The organism is Acinetobacter sp. V91_7 (assembly GCF_031799075.1).
Classification (GTDB): Bacteria; Pseudomonadota; Gammaproteobacteria; order Pseudomonadales; family Moraxellaceae; genus Acinetobacter; species Acinetobacter calcoaceticus.
The window spans coordinates 18572-37779 of the sequence record NZ_JAVQNT010000025.1 but is presented as its reverse complement, the minus strand read 5'-3'; the positions used below and the strand labels follow the sequence as shown (position 1 = coordinate 37779).

Sequence of the window (19208 nt, the reverse complement as noted above, 5' to 3'; positions counted from 1 at the left end):
TAATGAAACGCCAGCCCATGGTGGTGTCTTCAATCTTCTGGCTACGGCCAAAAGCGCTGTCTGACTTACCCATCACATAAGGTGCACGGCTCATGCTTTCTACACCACCTGCAATCACCAAGCTTGCTTCACCTGCTTTAATAGCACGGGCAGCAATGGCAATCGCATCAAGTGATGAACCACACAATCGGTTAATGGTGGTTGCCGGCACTTGATACGGTAAACCTGCAAGCAGTGCTGACATACGGCCGACATTACGGTTGTCTTCACCGGCTTGGTTGGCACAGCCATAAATCACATCATCGACCTGATCCCAATCTACATTCGGGTTACGCTGCATGAGGGCTTTAATCGGCACAGCACCAAGGTCATCGGCACGGACAGGAGCAAGGCCACCGGCATAACGGCCGAATGGAGTACGGATGGCATCGATGATATAAGCGTTTTTCATTCTAACTTTTGTCCTTTACTTCGGGCTTTTTAGCCATTCTCCGTAGGTATTTCGCGGTGGCGACATGGATGTCGCCTCGTTACTCAGACACAACAGGGATGTTGTGTCTGAGTAACAAAGGTTTTTGGTTACTTTTTTAAAAAAGTGACACGAATTAGCTGGTGGCATCGGGTTTAAACAGATAAGACTCCATTGAGATGCTTTATAAATTTTCATATCAACGAATACCATCACGGCTGTAATTTACTGTGATATCCGTAAGTCTGTTGTATAAGCGATACCTTACTTTTGAAAGGTCAAAAGTAACAAAAACCTTTGTTGAACAGAGGAGGCTTCCTTGCCTCCCTGTCCAACGGACGACATCCATGTCGCCTGTCACGATAGTGAATGCTCTGTAATAGATTTTTGCTATGCAAACCTTACCTTTGAGTCGCATCAATCAAAGTTGCACCAGTCAAAGCCTGTAACTCTTCAAAGCTAAGACCGTCTACTTTCTCAATCACTTTCAAACCATCTTTGGTCACATCAATCACACACAGGTCGGTGTAAATACGATCCACACAGTGCTTACCTGTAATCGGATAGCTCAGCTCAGCTACAATCTTCGGTTCGCCTTGCTTGGTCACATGATCTGTGGTGATAAATACTTTTTTAGCACCCACAGCCAAATCCATCGCACCACCCACCGCAGGAATCGCATTCGGCGCACCCGTGTGCCAGTTCGCCAAGTCACCATTCGCTGCAACCTGAAATGCGCCAAGCACTGCAATATCAAGATGACCACCACGCATCATGGCAAATGAGTCGCCATGGTGGAAAAAGCTGCCGCCTTCAAGCATGGTCACAAATTCTTTACCTGCATTAATCAGTTCAGGGTCTTCTTCACCTTCCGCTGGTGGTGGGCCAAAAGCCAATAAACCATTTTCAGAATGAAGGAAAATATCTTTGTCGGCAGGTAAATAGTTTGCGATCTTGGTGGGTAAACCAATGCCTAGATTCACATATGCACCATCTGGAATGTCTTGTGCCACACGTTTTGCAATCTGGTCACGGCTGAATTTCTGGTAGCTCATGTTATTTCTCCTTATTGCTTACTGTGCGGGCGCTACTTGTACAACGTGCTGTACAAAGATACCGGGGGTGATAATGTGCTCAGGGTCTAAACCACCTAGCTCTACCACTTCAGAAACCTGAGCAATGGTGACATCAGCAGCCATGGCCATAATCGGACCAAAGTTACGTGCAGATTTACGGTAAACCAGATTGCCCCAGCGGTCGCCCTTGTAGGCTTTAATCAAGGCAAAGTCAGCCTTGATTGGATATTCGAGTACGTAATCTTTGCCATCAATCTCGCGAGTTTCTTTGCCTTCAGCTAAAAGTGTTCCAAAGCCTGTTGGGGTAAACACAGCCCCAAGTCCCATACCAGCTGCCTGAATACGGCACGCCAGATTACCTTGCGGTACCACTTCAAGCTCAACCTTTCCGGCACGGTATAGCTCATCAAACACATAAGAGTCAGACTGACGCGGAAAAGAACAGATGACTTTTTTAACCGAACCAGCTTTAAGCAGTTTAGCCAGACCGTAATCGCCATTACCGGCATTGTTGCTGACAATGGTTAGGCCTTTAACACCGAGTTCAATAAGACCATCAATGAGTTCAGCGGGTTGTCCTGCGGTACCAAAACCACCAATCAGGATGGTGGCACCATCTTTAATCTGCGATAGAACCTCGCTAAGTGAGGACTTACTTTTGTCAATCATGTGAGAAACCTTAGAGCATGAGGTAACGTGATGTATTACTACCGCTAAAAATTTATTTAAATTCTTAATGGTAGTAATAAATGGAATAAATTTTGTGAGTCAAAAGCGAACTTTTAACTCACATACACTTTCAATTAAGCACTAGCGCGACGACGTTCAACTTCAGTTGAAGGTGCAGCAGCGGCATCTTTCACAAGTTCGATGTTAAATGTGATGTGTTTGAAAGCGTGATCTAAACCACGGCGTTGAATTTCAGCAGGGTCAGTTACATCAACTGCTGTTGCAACCAAACCGTCACGAGTAGCGAAGGCAAAGTCGTCCCATAAGTACTCATCACCCTCAATATTGAATTGAGTTGTAAGCTTGCGGAAACCTGGCGCAGAAACGAAGTAGTGAACGTGCGATGGGCGGTTACCATGACGGCCTAACTTGTTAAGAAGGGCTTGAGTTGTACCTTCTGGAGGGCAACCATAACCAACAGGCATCGTAGTTAATGCAACATATTTACCATCAGCATCAGTCAAAATACTACGGCGTAAGTTGAAGTCAGATTGAGACTTATCAAAGAATGAGTAATTACCCAAGCTGTTGGCATGCCATACTTCAACTTTAGCATTTTCAATGATATTGCCATCAGTATCAGTCACAGTACCTTCAATAATTAAGGTATCAATTTTGCCAGATTCTGTACCATCATCCATACGCGAAAAACCAACAGATTCAGGCGCACCAGCTACGTAAAGTGGACCTTCGATAGTACGAGGTGTGCCACCAGTAACGCCAGCTTTGGCATCTGCTTCATCTGCACGTAAGTCAAGGTAGTGCTCTAAACCTAAACCAGCTGCTAAAAGTCCAAGTTCGTTTGCTTGACCAGCATCGGTAAAATATTCCAGACCTTTCCATACTTCTGAAGGTTGGATGTCTAAGTCTTCGATGGCTTGAAATAAATCCCCGAGAAGGCGCACTACAATTTGCTGAACACGTGCATCGACTTCGCCCTTTGCAGTGTCGACATTCATTTGTTTTACAAGCGCATCAATTTGTTGACGGTTCATACTAAAACTCCTTAAGTATGCAATACGGTTTTTGGTGGCAGCGCTGCGGGCATGTTGTTTTGCTAGCGAATAAGTGCCGCCACGTTCCTTGTTACCTTCTGAATAAATATGTTCACATTTTTGAATGTGCTTCAGACCACACACTCAAACTATTTTCTTAAATTACGAATCATCATCACGAACAGATGAAGGGTGGCGATTAAGCGCCATTACTTCGATGTTCATGTAAGGATAGAGAGGTAATCCTTGTAAAATGTTGTGCAATTCTTCATTGCTCTCTACATCAAAAATACTGATGTTTGAGTACTGGCCTGTAACTCGCCAGATGTGACGCCATTTACCTTGACGTTGTAAGTCTTGCGAATAGGCTTTTTCAACAGCCTTAATTTCATTTGCTTTGTCGGCTGGCATATCAAGTGGAATATGCACATCCATACGTACATGAAATAACATGGGAAACTCCTTATCCTGTTGCCTTAACGACGTAACTTCTCAACTTTATCTTCATCAATTTCAATGCCTAAGCCTGGAGCTGTTGGCAAGTGCAATTCAAAGTTTTCGTAACGTAGCGGTTCCTTCAAAATTTCTTCGGTAAGTAATAACGGACCAAATAATTCAGTACCGAATGCTAATGTTTCAAAAGTTGCAAATGCATGAGCAGAAGCAATGCTACCTACAGGGCCTTCAAGCATGGTGCCGCCATAAAGATCAATTCCAGCCAAACCTGCAACCTTGGCCACTTCACATGCTTCGATCAGACCACCAGATTGTTCAATTTTTACCGCAAATACGTCAGCCCCATGGCTTTTTGCAATACGGTATGCGCTGTCTGGCCCAGTTAAAGCTTCATCCGCCATGATTGCCACATCGAAACGATGTGTTAAACGGGCAAGTGCTTCAGTATTTTGAATAGCACAAGGCTGTTCAATTAAATCAATTCCGCCATCTTGCAGCTGTTGAATACCTTGAATACATTCCAGCTCTGACCATGCACGATTTACGTCAACGCGTACACTAATATCTGCACCTAGTGCTTTTTTAATTGCAATCACATGATCAACATCGTGTTGCAAAGGGCGTGCACCGATTTTGAGTTTGAACGTGTTATGACGTTTCAACTCAATCATTTTTCGAGCTTCAGCAATATCTTTTTCTGTGTCGCCAGACGCCAGGGTCCAAAGTACAGGTAAACTATTACGCAGACGGCCACCTAAAACTTCACTTAACGGCACGCCTAAACGTTTTGCCTGAATATCAAGTAGAGCAGTCTGAATGGCACATTTCGCGAAACGGTTACCATTAATATTTTTACGAATCAGTTTTAGTGTTTGAGCCACATTTAAATCTTTAACTGATGCGAGTAATGGTGCAAAGTAAGTATCAATATTGGCTTTGACACTTTCAGGACTTTCTTCACCATAGTTTAGTCCACCAATGGTGGTCGCTTCACCCCAACCGACAATACCATCCATGGTCGTAATTTTAACGAGCACCAAAGTCTGAGTACGCATTGTGGTTACAGACAACTGGTGAGGACGGATAGTTGGAATATCCACAAGTATGGTTTCTATGGTTCTATACATGAAGTTTCAACTATTTCAAACTTGTTTACATACCATAGAAGAATGTAATAGCCTAAAATAGATATAGAACGGTATTTTAAGATACTAAAAAGGTATATTAATGGAATTAAGACATCTGCGTTATTTTGTTACCGTTGTGGAAGAACAAAGTCTGACTAAAGCCGCAGAAAAGCTTTTTATTGCTCAGCCGCCACTCACGCGTCAAATCAAAAAACTAGAGGAAGAGTTAGGGATTGATTTGTTTGTGAAGGGCTCTCGTCCATTAAAAGCGACAGAAGCAGGCCTGTTTTTTTACCAACATGCTGTGCAGATTTTAACGCATACGGCTCAAGCGGCTTCTATGGCTAAAAAAATGAAGTTGGTTGATAACATTGTCAAAGTGGGTTATGTCAGCTCACTGCTTTACGGACGGTTACCACAGGTCATTTATCTATTTAGACAAAAAAATCCTGACATTCATGTCGAGCTTATCGAATGTGGAACACGAGATCAGGTTGAAGCTTTAAAGTTAGGAAAAATCGATTTAGGTTTTGGTCGATTACCCATTAGTGATCCTGCCATTAAGAGACTTTTACTCAGAAAAGAAAAATTAAAATTAGCGATTCATAAAAAGCATCCTTTAAGTGAATTTCAAGATTCAGGAATTTACTTATCTCAAATCATTAATGAGACGATTTTTTCTTATCCCACTACACCTAAGCCAAATTTTTCGACCACCATCCAAGCTTTATTTACCAAGTTGGGTTTAATTCCAGCCAAATTGACCGAAGTCCGCGAAATTCATATGGCATTGGGATTAGTGGCATCGGGTGAGGGTATTTGTATTATTCCGGAAAGTGCCTGTGACATTGGAATGAAGAATCTAATTTACTTAAACATATTAGACCTAGAAGCCTATAGTCCGATTTCTCTATCCATGCGTAACATGGACCAAAGTTCGTATATTCCTAAAATTCTAGATTGTATTGAAGAGATCTATAGCCAAGAAGAAGTGTCTAGAAATTTGAATTTATAAATTTTTAATACGATTAAAATTGAATTTTCATGTTATTTTAAAACTTTAAACCTATAGGTAATATGTAAAAGGAATTATTGAATGAGAAAAATTTTAGGACTAGCTTCTCTCATTATGTCTACAGGTGTTGTACATGCTGAACAATTACATGAACAAGAACAAATTTCTCCATACAGTGCAAATGTAACCTTCGCGAGTCAATATATATCACGTGGTTTCCAACAAACATGGGGTAAGCCAGCTTTACAGATTGGTTTAGATTATGCAAATCCAAATGGATTATTTGTGGGTACTTGGGCATCGAATGTGAGTTCTAACTATCTTAGAGATGCTTCAGTTGAGTGGGATTTTTATGCAGGTTATATAAAAACTTTTGATAAGTTTTCGGCTGGAATGACGGTTTTTTATTACTATTATCCGGGAGCTGAAAGCACGCCTGAAACGGGTAGTAGCAGTTATAACTATGGCGAAATTGTGCCTCAAATTGGTTATGGACCTTTAACGCTTAAATATTTCATTACCTACACGCCAGATTATGCGGGTTATAACTCCAAGACGATGGGCGGCCCTGAGGGTAAACGTTCAAGAGGAACAACATATCTGGATGTAACTTTTACACAGCCACTAAATGAAACTTGGACTTTTGGTGCCCATTATGGTTATGAAAGAATTAAAAATTTCTCAGAAGCTAATTTTCAGGATGTTAAGGTTGAGCTTATTAAAGATTTAGGCGATGGTTGGAATACAGGATTAGCCTACACTAAAGCTTGGGATAAAAATGGGTTCTATAAGAAGTATAGTAATGGTGAGCCAGATGCACCTATTTCAAATCCGATTGACTCAACATTTACGGTATCAGTCAAAAAGGTGTTCTAACTTATAAGTAAAAAGCCTGATTGCTTTATTTTGAGTCATCAGGCTTTGAATAATTAATATATAAAAATTATTTTTTGATTAAATCGTAAGCCATTTTAGTATCGTCTAATTGAACGAGAGACGCATGGCGCGCCGAGAGCGGATCTTTATTTTCAATTGCTGTCAAAATTGCTTTATGTCTCGGTAAGGAGTGACCTTGTAAATTTGGGCGCAGACTTGTGACTTGAATAGATTGCTGTAAGGGTAAAACCAACATTTTTGACATATATGCCAATAAGTCATTATGCGTTGCTTTGGCAATTGCCAAGTGAAATTGAATATCTGGCTCTATAAATTCTTCAACTGTTGTGGCCTTTTCCATCCCATCATAGGCATGTTTAATACGCTGAATATCTTCATCTGTTGCCGTGCTTGCCGCAATATAAGCAAGCTCTGGTTCCAACACTCGTCGTACGGTAGAAAGTGTTTTAAAAAACTCATGTTCTGGTGTCGTTTGAATTAGCCAAAAGAGTACATCAGGGTCGAGTAAATGCCATTCTTCTTTAGGTCTCACAACAGTACCGATTTTGGGTCTTGAGTAAGTTAAACCTTTAGCATTTAAAACACGTATTGCTTCACGAAAGACAGGGCGGCTGACTTTGTATTCCTCACACAAATCAACTTCACTTGGCAGCTTTTCATTTTCTGAAATTTCTCCAGAAACAATTTTTAGTCCGAGTTGTTGAACAATTAATGCATGTTGGCTTTTGCTAGGAATAGGATTTTTATAGTCAGCTTTACTCATATTTTACTATTACGACACGTTGAATATCCTATGGTATAGATGACCTTGTCTTTTAACAAGATCATCTTTTTCTAGAACTAAATTTAGTGAGAATGGCGTGGAACTTCTGAACCGCGACAGCCGACCAAGAAATCAAAATCACAACCTTCGTCTGCTTGTAAGACATGTTCTACATAGAGTTTACGGTAGCCGCCAATAAAACTCGGAGGAGCCGGAGGTGCTAAATGCTCAAGTCGTTGTTTAAGCTCTTCATCACTCACTTCTAAATGAAGCTTTCCTTCATAAGCATCGAGCTCAATAAAGTCACCGTTTTGAACTACGGCTAAAGGCCCGCCCGCCATGGCTTCAGGGGCAACATGTAAAACTACGGTGCCGTATGCCGTACCACTCATACGTGCATCGGAAATACGGACCATATCGTTAATGCCTTTGGCTAAAACTTTTGGTGGTAGCCCCATATTTCCAACTTCAGCCATACCCGGATATCCCTTAGGACCAGCGTTTTTCATCACAAGAATACAAGTTTCATCGACATCAAGATCTGGATCGTTAATACGAGCTTTATAGTCATCAAAATTTTCAAATACTACCGCACGACCACGGTGTTTCATAAGTTCCGGTGAGGCAGCAGAAGGTTTGAGTACTGCACCTTTAGGGGCTAAATTGCCACGTAAAATACACATACCGCCATCTTGTCGAATTGGATTGTCTATTTTCCGAATCACTTCATCGTTATAAATAGGTGACTGCTGGCAATTTTCCCAGATAGCTTGACCATTCACGGTTAAAGCTTGTGGATGAGGCAAAAGATTGGCTTCACCCATACGGCGGATTACGGCAGGTAATCCACCACTGTAATAAAACTCTTCCATTAAAAAACGGCCAGAAGGCTGTAAGTCAACAATAGTTGGCATGCCACGGCCGACACGGTTCCAGTCATCGAGTTGTAAATCAACCCCAATACGTCCTGCAATTGCTTTTAAGTGAATCACGGCGTTGGTTGAACCACCAATAGCAGCATTGACTTTAATGGCATTTTCAAAAGCTTCTTTGGTTAAGATTTTAGATAAGCGTAAATCTTCGTGAACCATGTCAACAATACGCATGCCAGAAAGATGAGCTAACACATAACGGCGAGAATCTACCGCTGGAATGGCTGCATTGTGCGGTAAAGACGTACCTAAAGCTTCTGCCATACAAGCCATTGTAGAAGCGGTGCCCATGGTATTACATGTACCAGCTGAGCGTGACATACCAGATTCGGCAGATAGAAATTCATTTAAATCAATTTTGCCTGCTTTAAGTTCTTCATGCATTTGCCAAACGATGGTACCCGCACCAATGTCTTTACCTTTGTGCTTACCATTCAGCATTGGTCCACCAGTCACCACAATGGCTGGAATATCACAGCTTGCAGCACCCATTAATAAGGCAGGTGTGGTTTTGTCACAACCTGTCAGTAACACTACGCCATCGATTGGGTTGCCACGAATAGCTTCTTCAACATCCATACTGGCCAAGTTACGTGTGAACATGGCGGTAGGACGTAAATTCGACTCACCATTTGAAAACACAGGAAACTCAACAGGGTATCCACCCGCTTCCAAAATTCCTTTTTTTACGTGTTCGGCAATTTTTCGAAAATGTGCATTACATGGAGTGAGTTCAGACCATGTATTACAAATTCCAATGATCGGTTTACCTTGAAACTCATGATCTGGAATGCCTTGGTTCTTCATCCAGCTACGATACATAAAGCCATTTTTATCCGTCGTACCAAACCAGGCTGCCGAACGAAGAACTTGTTTGTTATTCATACAAATTTCCTTATATAGTATTACTATTTAAATTTATTTAAATCAAAATACACTATAAATTTTATTTTTAAAAGGTTTGAAATTTAAATAGTATTACTATATTTTAAATTGAAAGGATAATTTACGAGCAAGATGCTCTATAAGTAAATAATAGGAAATGGAGTCGAAGATGGATTTCGAAAAGGATGTAATACGGACGGTCACGTTTAAGCTCATACCCGCATTAGTCATACTATATCTCGTGGCCTATATAGACCGAGCTGCTGTTGGTTTTGCCCATTTGCACATGGGTGCAGATGTAGGGATTGGTGATGCAGCCTATGGTCTAGGAGCAGGGCTATTCTTTATTGGGTACTTTCTTTTTGAAGTACCGAGTAACTTACTTCTAGACAAATTTGGTGCCCGCAAATGGTTTACCCGCATTTTGTTGACGTGGGGTTTAATCACCATGGCAATGGCACTCATCCAGGGACCAAAAAGCTTTTATTTCTTACGTTTTTTACTCGGTGTAGCTGAAGCAGGCTTTTTCCCCGGTGTTCTCTACCTGATTACACAATGGTATCCGGTACGCCACCGCGGAAAAATTATGGGAATGTTTGTGCTTTCGCAACCGATTGCCATGATGATTGCTGGGCCTTTAGCTGGTCTATTACTTGGCATGGATGGCATTGCAAATTTACATGGTTGGCAATGGTTATTTATTGCAGTTGGATTGCCTGCTGTTTTATTGGCTTTACCAACATTCCTTTGGCTGCCAGATAATATTGATAAAGTGAAATGGTTAAGTATTGAGCAAAAACAATGGCTTAAAAATGAACTTGTTAAAGATGAAGCCGAATACGACCAAACTCGACATGCTAATCCACTTCATGCGTTAAAAGACAAACGCGTACTTTTATTGGCACTCTACTATTTACCAGTGACTTTAAGTATTTATGGTTTAAATCTCTGGTTGCCTTCTATTATCAAGCAATTTGGAGGCGGCACTGATCTTCAAATTGGTTTCTTATCTAGTATTCCCTACGTTTTCGGAATTATTGGTTTGTTAATTATTCCACGTAGTACCGATCGTCTAAATGACCGTTACGGACACTTAAGTTTTCTCTACGCACTAGGCGCTTGCGCAATGTTTCTAAGTGGCTGGTTACATTCTCCAGTCATGCAATTGGCTGCTTTGGCTGTGGTTGCATTTTGCCTATTTTCATCAACTGCTGTGTTTTGGACATTACCGGGTCGTTTCTTAACTGGTGCAAGTGCTGCTGCGGGAATTGCCTTAATTAATTCTGTCGGAAATTTAGGTGGCTATGTCGGGCCATTTGGCATTGGTCTTTTAAAAGAATACACAGGAAATATGGCTGCTGGTTTGTATTTCTTATCCATCGTCATGCTTTTCGGCCTGATTCTGACTTACATCGTCTATGCCAAGCTCGAACGCCAAAAAACACAAACAGTGAATATTCAAAAGCCTTTGTAAGGAATAAAACATGCAAATTATTCAATTTGAAAATCGTGCAAATCAACGTGCAGTTGCCAAAGTAGAAGGCAACATGGCATATCCGCTTAAGAATATACAATCGGTTCGTGATTTAGCACTTTTAGCAATCCGCAATAAAGTTTCATTGGAGCAACAAGTTGAGGCGTTAGGGTTTGAAGCGGAGACCTATGATTATTCATCTTTATTAGCAGACTTAAAGGTACTGCCGCCTTTAGACCATCCAGACCCAACACACTGTTTAGTGTCCGGTACAGGCTTAACCCATTTAGGTTCTGCATCTGCACGCGACAAAATGCATCAACAAAATTTAAGCGATGACAGCTCGATGACCGACACCATGCGGATATTTCAATGGGGGCTTCAAAAGGGCCGTCCAGCACAAGGTCAGATCGGTGCACAACCGGAATGGTTTTATAAAGGCGACGGTTCAACTGTGGTAAGGCCGGGAGCTGAATTACCTTTACCACCATTTGCCGAAGACGGCGGCGAAGAACCTGAAATTGCAGGCCTTTATTTGATTGGAGAAGACTTAAAGCCTTATCGAATCGGGTTTGCGCTGGGCAATGAATATTCTGATCACGTGATGGAACGTCGTAATTATTTATATCTTGCGCATTCAAAATTACGTTTTTGTAGTTTTGGTCCGGCTTTACGGACAGGCGAATTACCAAAACATTTAGTGGGAACCAGCCGCTTGCGCCGTGATGGACAAATTATTTGGGAAAAAGAGTTTTTGTCGGGTGAGGACAATATGTGCCATAGCTTGGCAAATCTGGAATATCACCACTTTAAATATCAACAATTCTTAAAAGCCGGGGATATTCACATCCATTATTTCGGTACAGCCACTTTATCTTTTGCTGATGGTATTCAGGCACAAGTCAACGATGAGTTTGAAATAGAGATGAAAGAATTTGGACTTCCGCTCAAAAATAAACTTGCTCATATGCAACCCGAGTTACCGATCGGTTCAGTTATCACACTCTAAGGAATATAAAATGGTTATCGGACACAACTTTATTGGCGGTTCACGTAGTGCACAAAGTTCCACTTTACTAAAAAGTGTCAATGCAACGACTGGCGAAACTTTGCCTTATGAATTTCACCATGCAACCGAGCAAGAGGTCAATCAGGCCTGTGAAGCAGCCAGTCAAGCGTTTAAGACTTACCGCCATACTTCACCTGAACAGCGTGCTACTTTTTTAGAAAATATTGCCGATGAGCTCGATGCTTTGGGTACAGATTTTCTTGAAATCGTTTCGCAAGAAACTGCCTTGCCACTTGCACGTTTGCAAGGTGAGCGTGGCCGTACCAGTGGACAAATGCGCCTGTTTGCCAAAGTGCTGCGCCGTGGTGACTTTTTAGGTGCCCGTATTGATACAGCTTTGCCAGAGCGTCAGCCTCTGCCTCGTCCAGACCTGCGTCAGATTAAAATTGGTGTTGGACCTGTGGCAGTATTTGGTGCCAGTAACTTTCCGTTAGCTTTCTCAACCGCAGGTGGCGACACTGCTTCTGCACTCGCCGCAGGCTGTTCTGTGGTGGTCAAAGCCCATAGTGGACATATGGCAACAGCAGACTTTGTCGCTCAGGCAATCGAACGTGCCGTAGAAAAGTCAAATATGCCTAAAGGTGTATTTAACATGATTTATGGCAATGGCGTGGGTGAACCACTGGTTAAGCACCCTTTAATTCAGGCGGTTGGATTTACAGGTTCACTCCGTGGTGGTCGCGCTTTATGTAATATGGCAGCAGCCCGCCCACAACCGATTCCGGTCTTTGCTGAAATGAGCAGCATTAACCCGATGCTGATGTTACCCGAAGCATTAAAAAACCGAGGGGACAAAATTGCACAGGACTTGGCAGATTCAGTCGTTCTAGGTTGTGGTCAGTTCTGTACCAATCCGGGTTTAATCTTGGGAATTAAATCAGCCGAGTTTACTCAGCTCATTACTAATCTGACTAACATTATGGGCGGCAAACCTGCTCAAACTATGCTCAATGCCGGAACCTTAAAAAGTTATACGGCAGGTCTTGAGCATTTAACCCAGCATCAAGGCATTGAACACTTGGCAGGCCAAGCCCAGCAAGGCAATCAGGCTCAGCCACAATTGTTTAAAGCTGATGTTGAGCTTTTACTGGCAGGTGACCAGCTTCTGCAAGAAGAAATCTTTGGGCCAGCAACTGTCATCATTGAAGTGGCAGATAAAGCTCAGCTCCTTCAAGCTTTACAAAGCATGAATGGTCAGCTCACTGCGACTTTAATTGCCGACGAAGCTGATTTAACCGAGTTTGCAGATGTGGTTCCGGTGCTAGAGGAAAAAGCTGGTCGATTACTTATAAATGGCTATCCAACGGGTGTGGAAGTCTGTGATGCGATGGTACATGGCGGACCATATCCTGCGACTTCAGATGCACGAGGCACTTCAGTTGGAACCTTGGCCATTGACCGTTATTTGCGTCCTGTGTGTTACCAGAACTATCCGCAAAGCTTATTGCCGGAAGCCTTAAAAGACAGTAACTCGTTGCAGATTTTAAGACTTGTTAATGGCGAAATGACCAGAGAAGCAATCTAATAAATAAAAAAGAGACCATGTGCTGGTCTCTTTTTACTCTTGTAATGAATAACAATAAATTTATATCGGAGTCGGTAAATTGAGTAATAAATTCACGTCTAATAGATATAACTATCTTATTAGTAAAGGTGTTTTATTAAATAATGGTATATCCACCATCAATTGTAATGCATGAGCCATTCATAAAACGGGCTTCATTGGAAGCTAGAAAAATGGCTAACTCGGCAACTTCTGAGGCTTCACCAAAACGGTCCAGTGGAATTTTATCAGTAGGGCGAGTTTCTAGCATTTTGGCGGTCATAGGCGTACGAATTGTACCTGGGCAAATAGCATTAATTTTGATGCCATGTTTGGCATACACTGCTGCTAGATGTTTTGTATAACCAATTACAGCATGTTTTGAGGCTGTATAAGAAGCGCCTCCCATTTGAGCAACTAGACCTGCAATAGATGCAATATTGATAATTGCACCAGAACCTTGCTCAATCATTTTAGGCAAAACTAAATTACTTAAATTGAATACAGCTTTTACATTTATGGCAAACATTCTATCCCAAAGTTCTTCGGTCGTATCTAAGCTATTGGTATATTTGTCGAAAATACCTGCATTATTAAGTAGTACATCAATTCGTCCAAACTTCTCTAGTGTAAATTCAACTAGCTGCTGGAGCTGATCAAATTGAGTGACATCAACTTGAAAAGCAAAGGCTTCTCCACCTGCGTTGATGATCTTCTCGGCAACTTGGATAGCCTGTTCTAAATTCATGTCGGCAATAATTAATTTTGCCCCTTGTTGTGCAAAAGCAATTGCTTCCGATTCCCCCATACCAGAGGCTGCACCTGTGATAATACAGACTTTATTTTGTAGTCTAGACATAATACATTTCCTAAATCCTAAGTTTTGATCTAAGCTCTCTTTGTGAAATAGATGCTTAAATATTGAAGTTCTCCTGTAAGACTTAAAATACGTATTTAGCCAAACGAGCTCTAGATACAATCTGGGAATGAAGACGATATTCAGACATACTGAGCGAATATCGGACAGGGAATTTAGAAAAGGGAAAATGATGAGGGATCAGATTATTCAACATCCGCTCTCAGAAGAGACGATTAAATACGATGACTACATTGCAGGTTTAGCAAAGGGCCTCAATATTCTTGAAGCATTTGGCACAGATCGACAGCGTTTAAATGTTACTCAGGTCGCAGAGCGAACTAATATTACTCGTACAGCAGCACGTAGATATCTAAAGACACTCAAGTTTTTAGGCTATCTTGAAACTGATGAATATTATTACTGGTTAACACATAAGGTACTTAAGTTTTCAGGGGCTTTTTTAAGTACAGCACATTTGCCAAAAATATCGCAGTCTGTGTTAAATCATTTATCTGAAAAAACGACATTAGTTTTCTCAGTGGTGGTTCAAGATAATTATGAGGTTGTTCCGATTGCTAGAAGCGTCCCGCAAAATGATCATTTCCGAGTAAGTCCTTTTGGTATTCATCTAGGTAACCGAATTCCTGCTCATGCTTCATCTACGGGTAAAGTTTTATTAGCGCATAAATCCTTAGAAGAGCAGAAAAACTGGATTAAGTTATATGGACTTAAACGATTTACTGCATATACATACACAGAAGAAGAAAGTTTTCTAGCTGCATTACAGACTATTAAGGACAATGGTTATTGTATTTCCGCTGAAGAATATGAACTGGGCGTAACAGCAATTGCGATACCGATTATTAATCAGACTGGTGATATTATTGCGGGATTAAATGCTGTTGCTCCGATTTCTAAAGTAAATGATACCTATCTGATTAATACGGTTTTGCCATTACTAAGAGAGGCAGCCAAAGAAATTCGAGACATGATTTAGTTTATTGTTTTGTAGTTTCAATCAAACGTCCTCATCGGGCGTTTTTTTATATTTAAAATAATTTTATCAATATTTTAAGACTATTTAATTTGTCTTATATAACCGTTGGAAGAGATGATTTTATAAACAGTGAACGATATAAGATGTGTTTGCGCGATCATCGTTCAATTTAAAAGAAAGTAGTCTAGTCGGAACTGTGATAGCCCCGTAGTTTAATAAAAAGAAAAGCGTTCGATACAACACTATCAGGATGGTGTAGCCAGCTATTTCAGGCAAGTGAACGCATGGATCTGTCGCAAGGAGTGACAACAATGAATACCAAATTACCTCAACAGCTTGAATGCGATTTGGTTGTGGTGGGTGCAGGTGCAGGCGGTTTGTCGACTGCGATTACTGCTAAGAAAAAAGGCTTAAATGTTATTGTCCTTGAAAAAGACGATGTGTTCGGAGGTACAACAGCTTTTTCTGGTGGAGTACTATGGGTTCCAGGGAATCATCATGCAAAACAAAATGGTATACAAGATAGCCGTGAAGCAGCATTGACCTATTTAAAGCATGAAACCAAAGAGTTTTTTAATGCTGAGGCTGTAAATGCATTTCTGGATTATGCACCTGAAATGCTCAAGTTTTTTGAACAAAATACCTCAGTCAAATTTATCCCGACACTTTATCCAGACTATCATCCGGATGCTCCGGGTGGGGTTGATATTGGTCGCTCTGTACTAGCTGCGCCGTACGATATTCGTGGTTTGGGCGAGAATATGAAACACCTACGTCCCCCCCTTAAAACAATTACCTTTATTGGCATGATGTTTAATTCATCTAATGCAGATTTAAAGCACTTTTTTAATGCCACTAAATCGTTTACTTCATTTATCTATGTGGCAAAGCGATTAGCTATTCATTTAAAAGAACTGGCTGTCTACGGTCGTGGTACTAATGTCACAAGCGGTAATGCTTTGGCTGCACGTTTGGCTAAATCTGCATTTGATTTAAATATTCCAATCTATACAGAAGCTGATGTTAAGCATTTAAATTTTGAAAATGGCAAAGTTGTTGGCGTACAAGTTCAGCAACAAGATCAGCACTGCGAGATTAAATCTAAAAACGGAGTCGTGTTGGCATGTGGCGGTTTTTCACATGATATTGAACGACTCAAACAAGTTTACGCGCACCTGAAACGTGGTGGTGAACACATCTCACCTGTGCCAAAGACTAATACAGGAGATGGTTGTCGCCTTGCAGAATCGGTTGGCGGTGTAGTGGATATTCAATATGCAGATTCTGCTGCATGGATGCCTGTGTCCAAAGTCCCTTATATAGATGGCTATGGTGTGTTCCCACATTTATTAGACCGTTATAAGCCTGGAATTATTGGTGTGCTTAAAAACGGTAAACGTTTTACCAATGAATCAAACTCTTATCATGATGTAGGTGCAGATTTATTCAGAGCTTGTGAGGAGTTTGATGAAACAGCCATGTGGTTGATCTGCGATCATAAAACGATTAGCAAATACGGTTTAGGTTATGCCAAACCCGCCCCAATGCCACTTTCATCTTTAATTAAAAAAGGATATCTCTTTAAAGGTAATAGTTTAAAAGAACTGGCTCAGCAGGTGGGAATTAATGCTGAGCAGTTGGTTAAAACAGTACAGCGTTATAACGAAGGGGCTGTTAAAGGCCAAGATCCAGAATTCCACCGTGGTTCTACTTCGTTTAACCGATATTTGGCTGATCCAGATCACAAACCAAATCCATGTGTAGCACCAATTGAGCAAGGTCCATTTTATGCTGTGAAGGTGTTTATGGGCGATTTAGGAACATTTGATGGAATCAGAACAGCTGTTACTGGTGACGTTTTAAATCAGTTTCATCAACCCATTCAAGGTTTATACGCGGTTGGTAATGACCGAGCGAGTATTATGGGTGGAAACTATCCAGGTGCAGGAATTACTTTAGGGCCAATCATGACTTTTGGTTATATCACAGGATCACATATTGCTGATTTAGCTAAAGGAGGGAACGGTTTTATATCATCTAAAAATTCTAAATCTACCAACTCTCAATCTGTTAAGGAGACTTTTCATGTTTCATAAACCGATTGTTGATCACCGTATTTATAATATTACACCAAGATGTATGCCTAGATTTCTTGAGGTATTCGATCAGCTGGCAATGCCTATTTTGAAAAAGCACTTGGGTGAGCCACTTGGTTTTTATATTAGTAATATCGGTACGTTGAATCAGGTCGTACATTTGTGGGGTTATGACAGTCTGTATGACTATGAAAATCGTAGTTTTGCCCGAGATACAGATCCTGACTTCCAAATTTATTTGAAAGCATCTGAAGGTTTAGTGACGTCACAGGTGAATCAAATTTTAAGGCCAGTGAACTTAGCTTCATTAATTAAGCCTTAAACAGCAGTTTATTTAAAAATTCCCTTAAGGAACGGTGTTTTGAGAAAAACACCGAGGGAAACTTCGTGCTTTTATAAGGAGAAACTCATGAGCACAAGTCAAATACAAAGGAAAGATGTAAAAAGCATATTAAATGAAAATAAGATGGGTGGACTACAAAAGCTCATTCTATTTTTTTGCTTTGCTATTATTGCCCTAGATGGTCTGGATGTCGTAGTCATGGGATTGATTGCTCCTCAGATTATTCAGGAGTGGGGCATTAGTGCACAAGAGTTAGCACCAGTTTTAAGTGCAGCATTGGTTGGATTAGCAATAGGTGCATTAGTTTCTGGACCTTTATCAGATAAATTTGGCCGAAAACCAGTACTAATTTTAAGTGTACTTGGGTTTGGTATTTTTACCTTGCTGACGGCTTTCTCAACTGACATTACGCATCTCTTAATTTATCGCTTTCTTACTGGATTAGGTGCAGGTGCTGCTGCTCCCAATGCAGCAACTTTAGTTTCAGAATGCGCACCAGATCACCGCCGTTCATTTGCAGTTACTGTTGCCTACTGTGGTTTTTCTCTGGGTGCTGCAGCCGGTGGTTTTTTAGCAGCATGGCTGATTCCTGAGTTTGGCTGGCGTAGTATGTTGATATTAGGCGGCGTACTACCTTTGATTTTGGTACCATTTTTATATTGGAAAATGCCTGAATCAATTACCTATCTAGTCAAGCAATCGTACTCACAAGATAAAATCAAAGTGATTTTAAAACGCTTATTTCCACAATCTTCTTTTTTAAATCAAGAAATTTATCTGAATGAAGTAAAAACCGAGAAATCTGGTCTAGGTCTAATTTTATCTAGTAAATATCGCTATGGCACGATTATGCTCTGGATCAGTTATTTCATGGCATTATTTTTAATCTATCTATGCAGTAGCTGGTTGCCAACCTTAATTAAGTCGAATCAATTTACGATTTCTCAAGCTGCCATTGTGACTTCGTTCTTTCAAATTGGTGGTCCTGTTGGGAGTATCACTCTTGGTTGGTGTATGGATCATTATCGTCCGCGTTTGGTTCTTTTTATTGCCATGTTGATTGGCGCACTTGCAACCTTTGGGTTAGGGCATTTTGGTCATGATATGGTGCTTATGTGTGTTTTTGCATGGATTCTTGGTTTTACCTTTAATGGTGGGGCCGTTGGTTTGAGTGCTTTAGCGACTGGATATTATCCGACTTCTGCTCGCGCAACCGGAGCAAGCTGGATGAATGGCATTGGGCGCTTTGGTGCTATATTAAGTGCATTTGCTGGAGCTGCGATGATCAGTTCAGGTATGCCATTTTCTATGATGTTCTCATTGTTAATGATTCCTGCTATACTTTCTGGTTTTGCTGTTTTAATTCAAGGTGTTAAAACGAAACAGTCTGTTGTGCAAACCAAAACACAGTTGAGTTAAATCAGTAATAAAGCAAGTTGATTAACAATTTTAAAATCTATCTTTGCTTCTTAAATATTTTCTA

18 protein-coding genes are annotated in these 19208 nt (G+C 40.9%); 9 read left to right on the top strand and 9 right to left on the bottom strand.

Annotated features, from left to right (window positions below):
- From RMB03_RS04085 to RMB03_RS04060, 6 genes are all read right to left on the bottom strand, one after another.
- Positions 1 to 451: beta-ketoacyl synthase N-terminal-like domain-containing protein (locus RMB03_RS04085; RefSeq protein WP_311074095.1), on the bottom strand; the 451-nt coding region annotated here is incomplete at its 3' end.
- Between the two features lie 419 nt (positions 452 to 870).
- A complete protein-coding gene (locus RMB03_RS04080; RefSeq protein WP_311074093.1) occupies positions 871 to 1524 on the bottom strand; it encodes a 3-oxoacid CoA-transferase subunit B in 654 nt (217 codons plus the stop codon).
- Positions 1525 to 1542: 18 nt separating this feature from the next.
- Entirely contained in the window at positions 1543 to 2214 is a 672-nt protein-coding gene (locus tag RMB03_RS04075; protein ID WP_005069060.1) for a 3-oxoacid CoA-transferase subunit A, read from the bottom strand.
- 134 nt (positions 2215 to 2348) lie between these two features.
- Positions 2349 to 3269, bottom strand: coding sequence for a catechol 1,2-dioxygenase (gene catA, locus RMB03_RS04070; RefSeq protein ID WP_017390901.1), 921 nt, complete (start codon positions 3267 to 3269; stop codon positions 2349 to 2351).
- 162 nt (positions 3270 to 3431) lie between these two features.
- Positions 3432 to 3722, bottom strand: a complete 291-nt coding sequence (gene catC / locus RMB03_RS04065; RefSeq protein ID WP_003651954.1) for a muconolactone Delta-isomerase — start codon at positions 3720 to 3722, stop codon at positions 3432 to 3434.
- 23 nt (positions 3723 to 3745) lie between these two features.
- A complete protein-coding gene (locus tag RMB03_RS04060; RefSeq protein WP_151743708.1) occupies positions 3746 to 4852 on the bottom strand; it encodes a muconate/chloromuconate family cycloisomerase in 1107 nt (368 codons plus the stop codon).
- 100 nt (positions 4853 to 4952) lie between these two features.
- Here RMB03_RS04060 and RMB03_RS04055 point away from each other — a divergent pair, with 100 nt between their 5' ends.
- Positions 4953 to 5867 carry a LysR family transcriptional regulator gene (locus RMB03_RS04055; protein WP_281834643.1) on the top strand — a complete coding sequence of 305 codons (915 nt, stop codon included), beginning with the start codon at positions 4953 to 4955 and terminating at the stop codon, positions 5865 to 5867.
- 81 nt (positions 5868 to 5948) lie between these two features.
- Positions 5949 to 6743, top strand: coding sequence for a TorF family putative porin (locus RMB03_RS04050; protein ID WP_311074086.1), 795 nt, complete (start codon positions 5949 to 5951; stop codon positions 6741 to 6743).
- Positions 6744 to 6810: 67 nt separating this feature from the next.
- On the opposite strand, the gene RMB03_RS04045 is transcribed toward RMB03_RS04050, so the two are convergent.
- Positions 6811 to 7527: a FadR/GntR family transcriptional regulator gene (locus RMB03_RS04045; RefSeq protein WP_017390898.1), complete on the bottom strand. Its 717-nt coding sequence runs from the start codon at positions 7525 to 7527 to the stop codon at positions 6811 to 6813.
- An 83-nt stretch (positions 7528 to 7610) separates the two neighbouring features.
- Positions 7611 to 9344 (bottom strand): IlvD/Edd family dehydratase, encoded by a 1734-nt coding sequence (locus tag RMB03_RS04040; RefSeq protein WP_311074084.1) that lies wholly within the window; start codon positions 9342 to 9344, stop codon positions 7611 to 7613.
- Positions 9345 to 9513: 169 nt separating this feature from the next.
- Here RMB03_RS04040 and abaQ point away from each other — a divergent pair, with 169 nt between their 5' ends.
- From abaQ to RMB03_RS04025, 3 genes are read left to right on the top strand one after another with little or no spacing between them, the layout of a single operon-like run.
- Complete coding sequence (gene abaQ / locus RMB03_RS04035; protein ID WP_017390896.1) at positions 9514 to 10818, top strand: multidrug efflux MFS transporter AbaQ; 1305 nt, start codon at positions 9514 to 9516, stop codon at positions 10816 to 10818.
- A 10-nt stretch (positions 10819 to 10828) separates the two neighbouring features.
- Positions 10829 to 11827 (top strand): AraD1 family protein, encoded by a 999-nt coding sequence (gene araD1, locus RMB03_RS04030; RefSeq protein ID WP_311074083.1) that lies wholly within the window; start codon positions 10829 to 10831, stop codon positions 11825 to 11827.
- 10 nt (positions 11828 to 11837) lie between these two features.
- The gene (locus tag RMB03_RS04025) at positions 11838 to 13412 is read left to right on the top strand and encodes an aldehyde dehydrogenase (NADP(+)) (RefSeq protein WP_311074081.1); all 1575 of its coding nucleotides are present in this window, start codon (positions 11838 to 11840) and stop codon (positions 13410 to 13412) included.
- Positions 13413 to 13548: 136 nt separating this feature from the next.
- Here RMB03_RS04025 and RMB03_RS04020 read toward each other — a convergent pair whose 3' ends face one another.
- A complete protein-coding gene (locus RMB03_RS04020) occupies positions 13549 to 14289 on the bottom strand; it encodes a glucose 1-dehydrogenase (RefSeq protein ID WP_311074079.1) in 741 nt (246 codons plus the stop codon).
- Between the two features lie 190 nt (positions 14290 to 14479).
- Here RMB03_RS04020 and RMB03_RS04015 point away from each other — a divergent pair, with 190 nt between their 5' ends.
- From RMB03_RS04015 to RMB03_RS04000, 4 genes are all read left to right on the top strand, one after another.
- On the top strand, positions 14480 to 15286 hold the full coding sequence (locus tag RMB03_RS04015; protein WP_311074100.1) for an IclR family transcriptional regulator C-terminal domain-containing protein: 807 nt from the start codon (positions 14480 to 14482) through the stop codon (positions 15284 to 15286).
- A gap of 311 nt (positions 15287 to 15597) precedes the next feature.
- On the top strand, positions 15598 to 17382 hold the full coding sequence (locus RMB03_RS04010; RefSeq protein WP_311074077.1) for an FAD-dependent oxidoreductase: 1785 nt from the start codon (positions 15598 to 15600) through the stop codon (positions 17380 to 17382).
- Positions 17372 to 17704, top strand: coding sequence for an NIPSNAP family protein (locus RMB03_RS04005; protein WP_311074075.1), 333 nt, complete (start codon positions 17372 to 17374; stop codon positions 17702 to 17704). Before RMB03_RS04010 ends, RMB03_RS04005 begins: the two co-directional genes overlap by 11 nt.
- 87 nt (positions 17705 to 17791) lie before the next feature.
- Positions 17792 to 19144 carry an aromatic acid/H+ symport family MFS transporter gene (locus RMB03_RS04000; RefSeq protein ID WP_311074073.1) on the top strand — a complete coding sequence of 451 codons (1353 nt, stop codon included), beginning with the start codon at positions 17792 to 17794 and terminating at the stop codon, positions 19142 to 19144.
- Positions 19145 to 19208 lie beyond the last annotated feature (64 nt).

Coding starts and splice junctions, on each gene's coding strand:
- RMB03_RS04080 (WP_311074093.1), bottom strand. CDS start 1,524: ATGAGCTACCAGAAATTCAGCCGTGACCAGATTGCAAAACGTGTGGCA.
- RMB03_RS04075 (WP_005069060.1), bottom strand. CDS start 2,214: ATGATTGACAAAAGTAAGTCCTCACTTAGCGAGGTTCTATCGCAGATT.
- catA (WP_017390901.1), bottom strand. CDS start 3,269: ATGAACCGTCAACAAATTGATGCGCTTGTAAAACAAATGAATGTCGAC.
- catC (WP_003651954.1), bottom strand. CDS start 3,722: ATGTTATTTCATGTACGTATGGATGTGCATATTCCACTTGATATGCCA.
- RMB03_RS04060 (WP_151743708.1), bottom strand. CDS start 4,852: ATGTATAGAACCATAGAAACCATACTTGTGGATATTCCAACTATCCGT.
- RMB03_RS04055 (WP_281834643.1), top strand. CDS start 4,953: ATGGAATTAAGACATCTGCGTTATTTTGTTACCGTTGTGGAAGAACAA.
- RMB03_RS04050 (WP_311074086.1), top strand. CDS start 5,949: ATGAGAAAAATTTTAGGACTAGCTTCTCTCATTATGTCTACAGGTGTT.
- RMB03_RS04045 (WP_017390898.1), bottom strand. CDS start 7,527: ATGAGTAAAGCTGACTATAAAAATCCTATTCCTAGCAAAAGCCAACAT.
- RMB03_RS04040 (WP_311074084.1), bottom strand. CDS start 9,344: ATGAATAACAAACAAGTTCTTCGTTCGGCAGCCTGGTTTGGTACGACG.
- abaQ (WP_017390896.1), top strand. CDS start 9,514: ATGGATTTCGAAAAGGATGTAATACGGACGGTCACGTTTAAGCTCATA.
- araD1 (WP_311074083.1), top strand. CDS start 10,829: ATGCAAATTATTCAATTTGAAAATCGTGCAAATCAACGTGCAGTTGCC.
- RMB03_RS04025 (WP_311074081.1), top strand. CDS start 11,838: ATGGTTATCGGACACAACTTTATTGGCGGTTCACGTAGTGCACAAAGT.
- RMB03_RS04020 (WP_311074079.1), bottom strand. CDS start 14,289: ATGTCTAGACTACAAAATAAAGTCTGTATTATCACAGGTGCAGCCTCT.
- RMB03_RS04015 (WP_311074100.1), top strand. CDS start 14,480: ATGAGGGATCAGATTATTCAACATCCGCTCTCAGAAGAGACGATTAAA.
- RMB03_RS04010 (WP_311074077.1), top strand. CDS start 15,598: ATGAATACCAAATTACCTCAACAGCTTGAATGCGATTTGGTTGTGGTG.
- RMB03_RS04005 (WP_311074075.1), top strand. CDS start 17,372: ATGTTTCATAAACCGATTGTTGATCACCGTATTTATAATATTACACCA.
- RMB03_RS04000 (WP_311074073.1), top strand. CDS start 17,792: ATGAGCACAAGTCAAATACAAAGGAAAGATGTAAAAAGCATATTAAAT.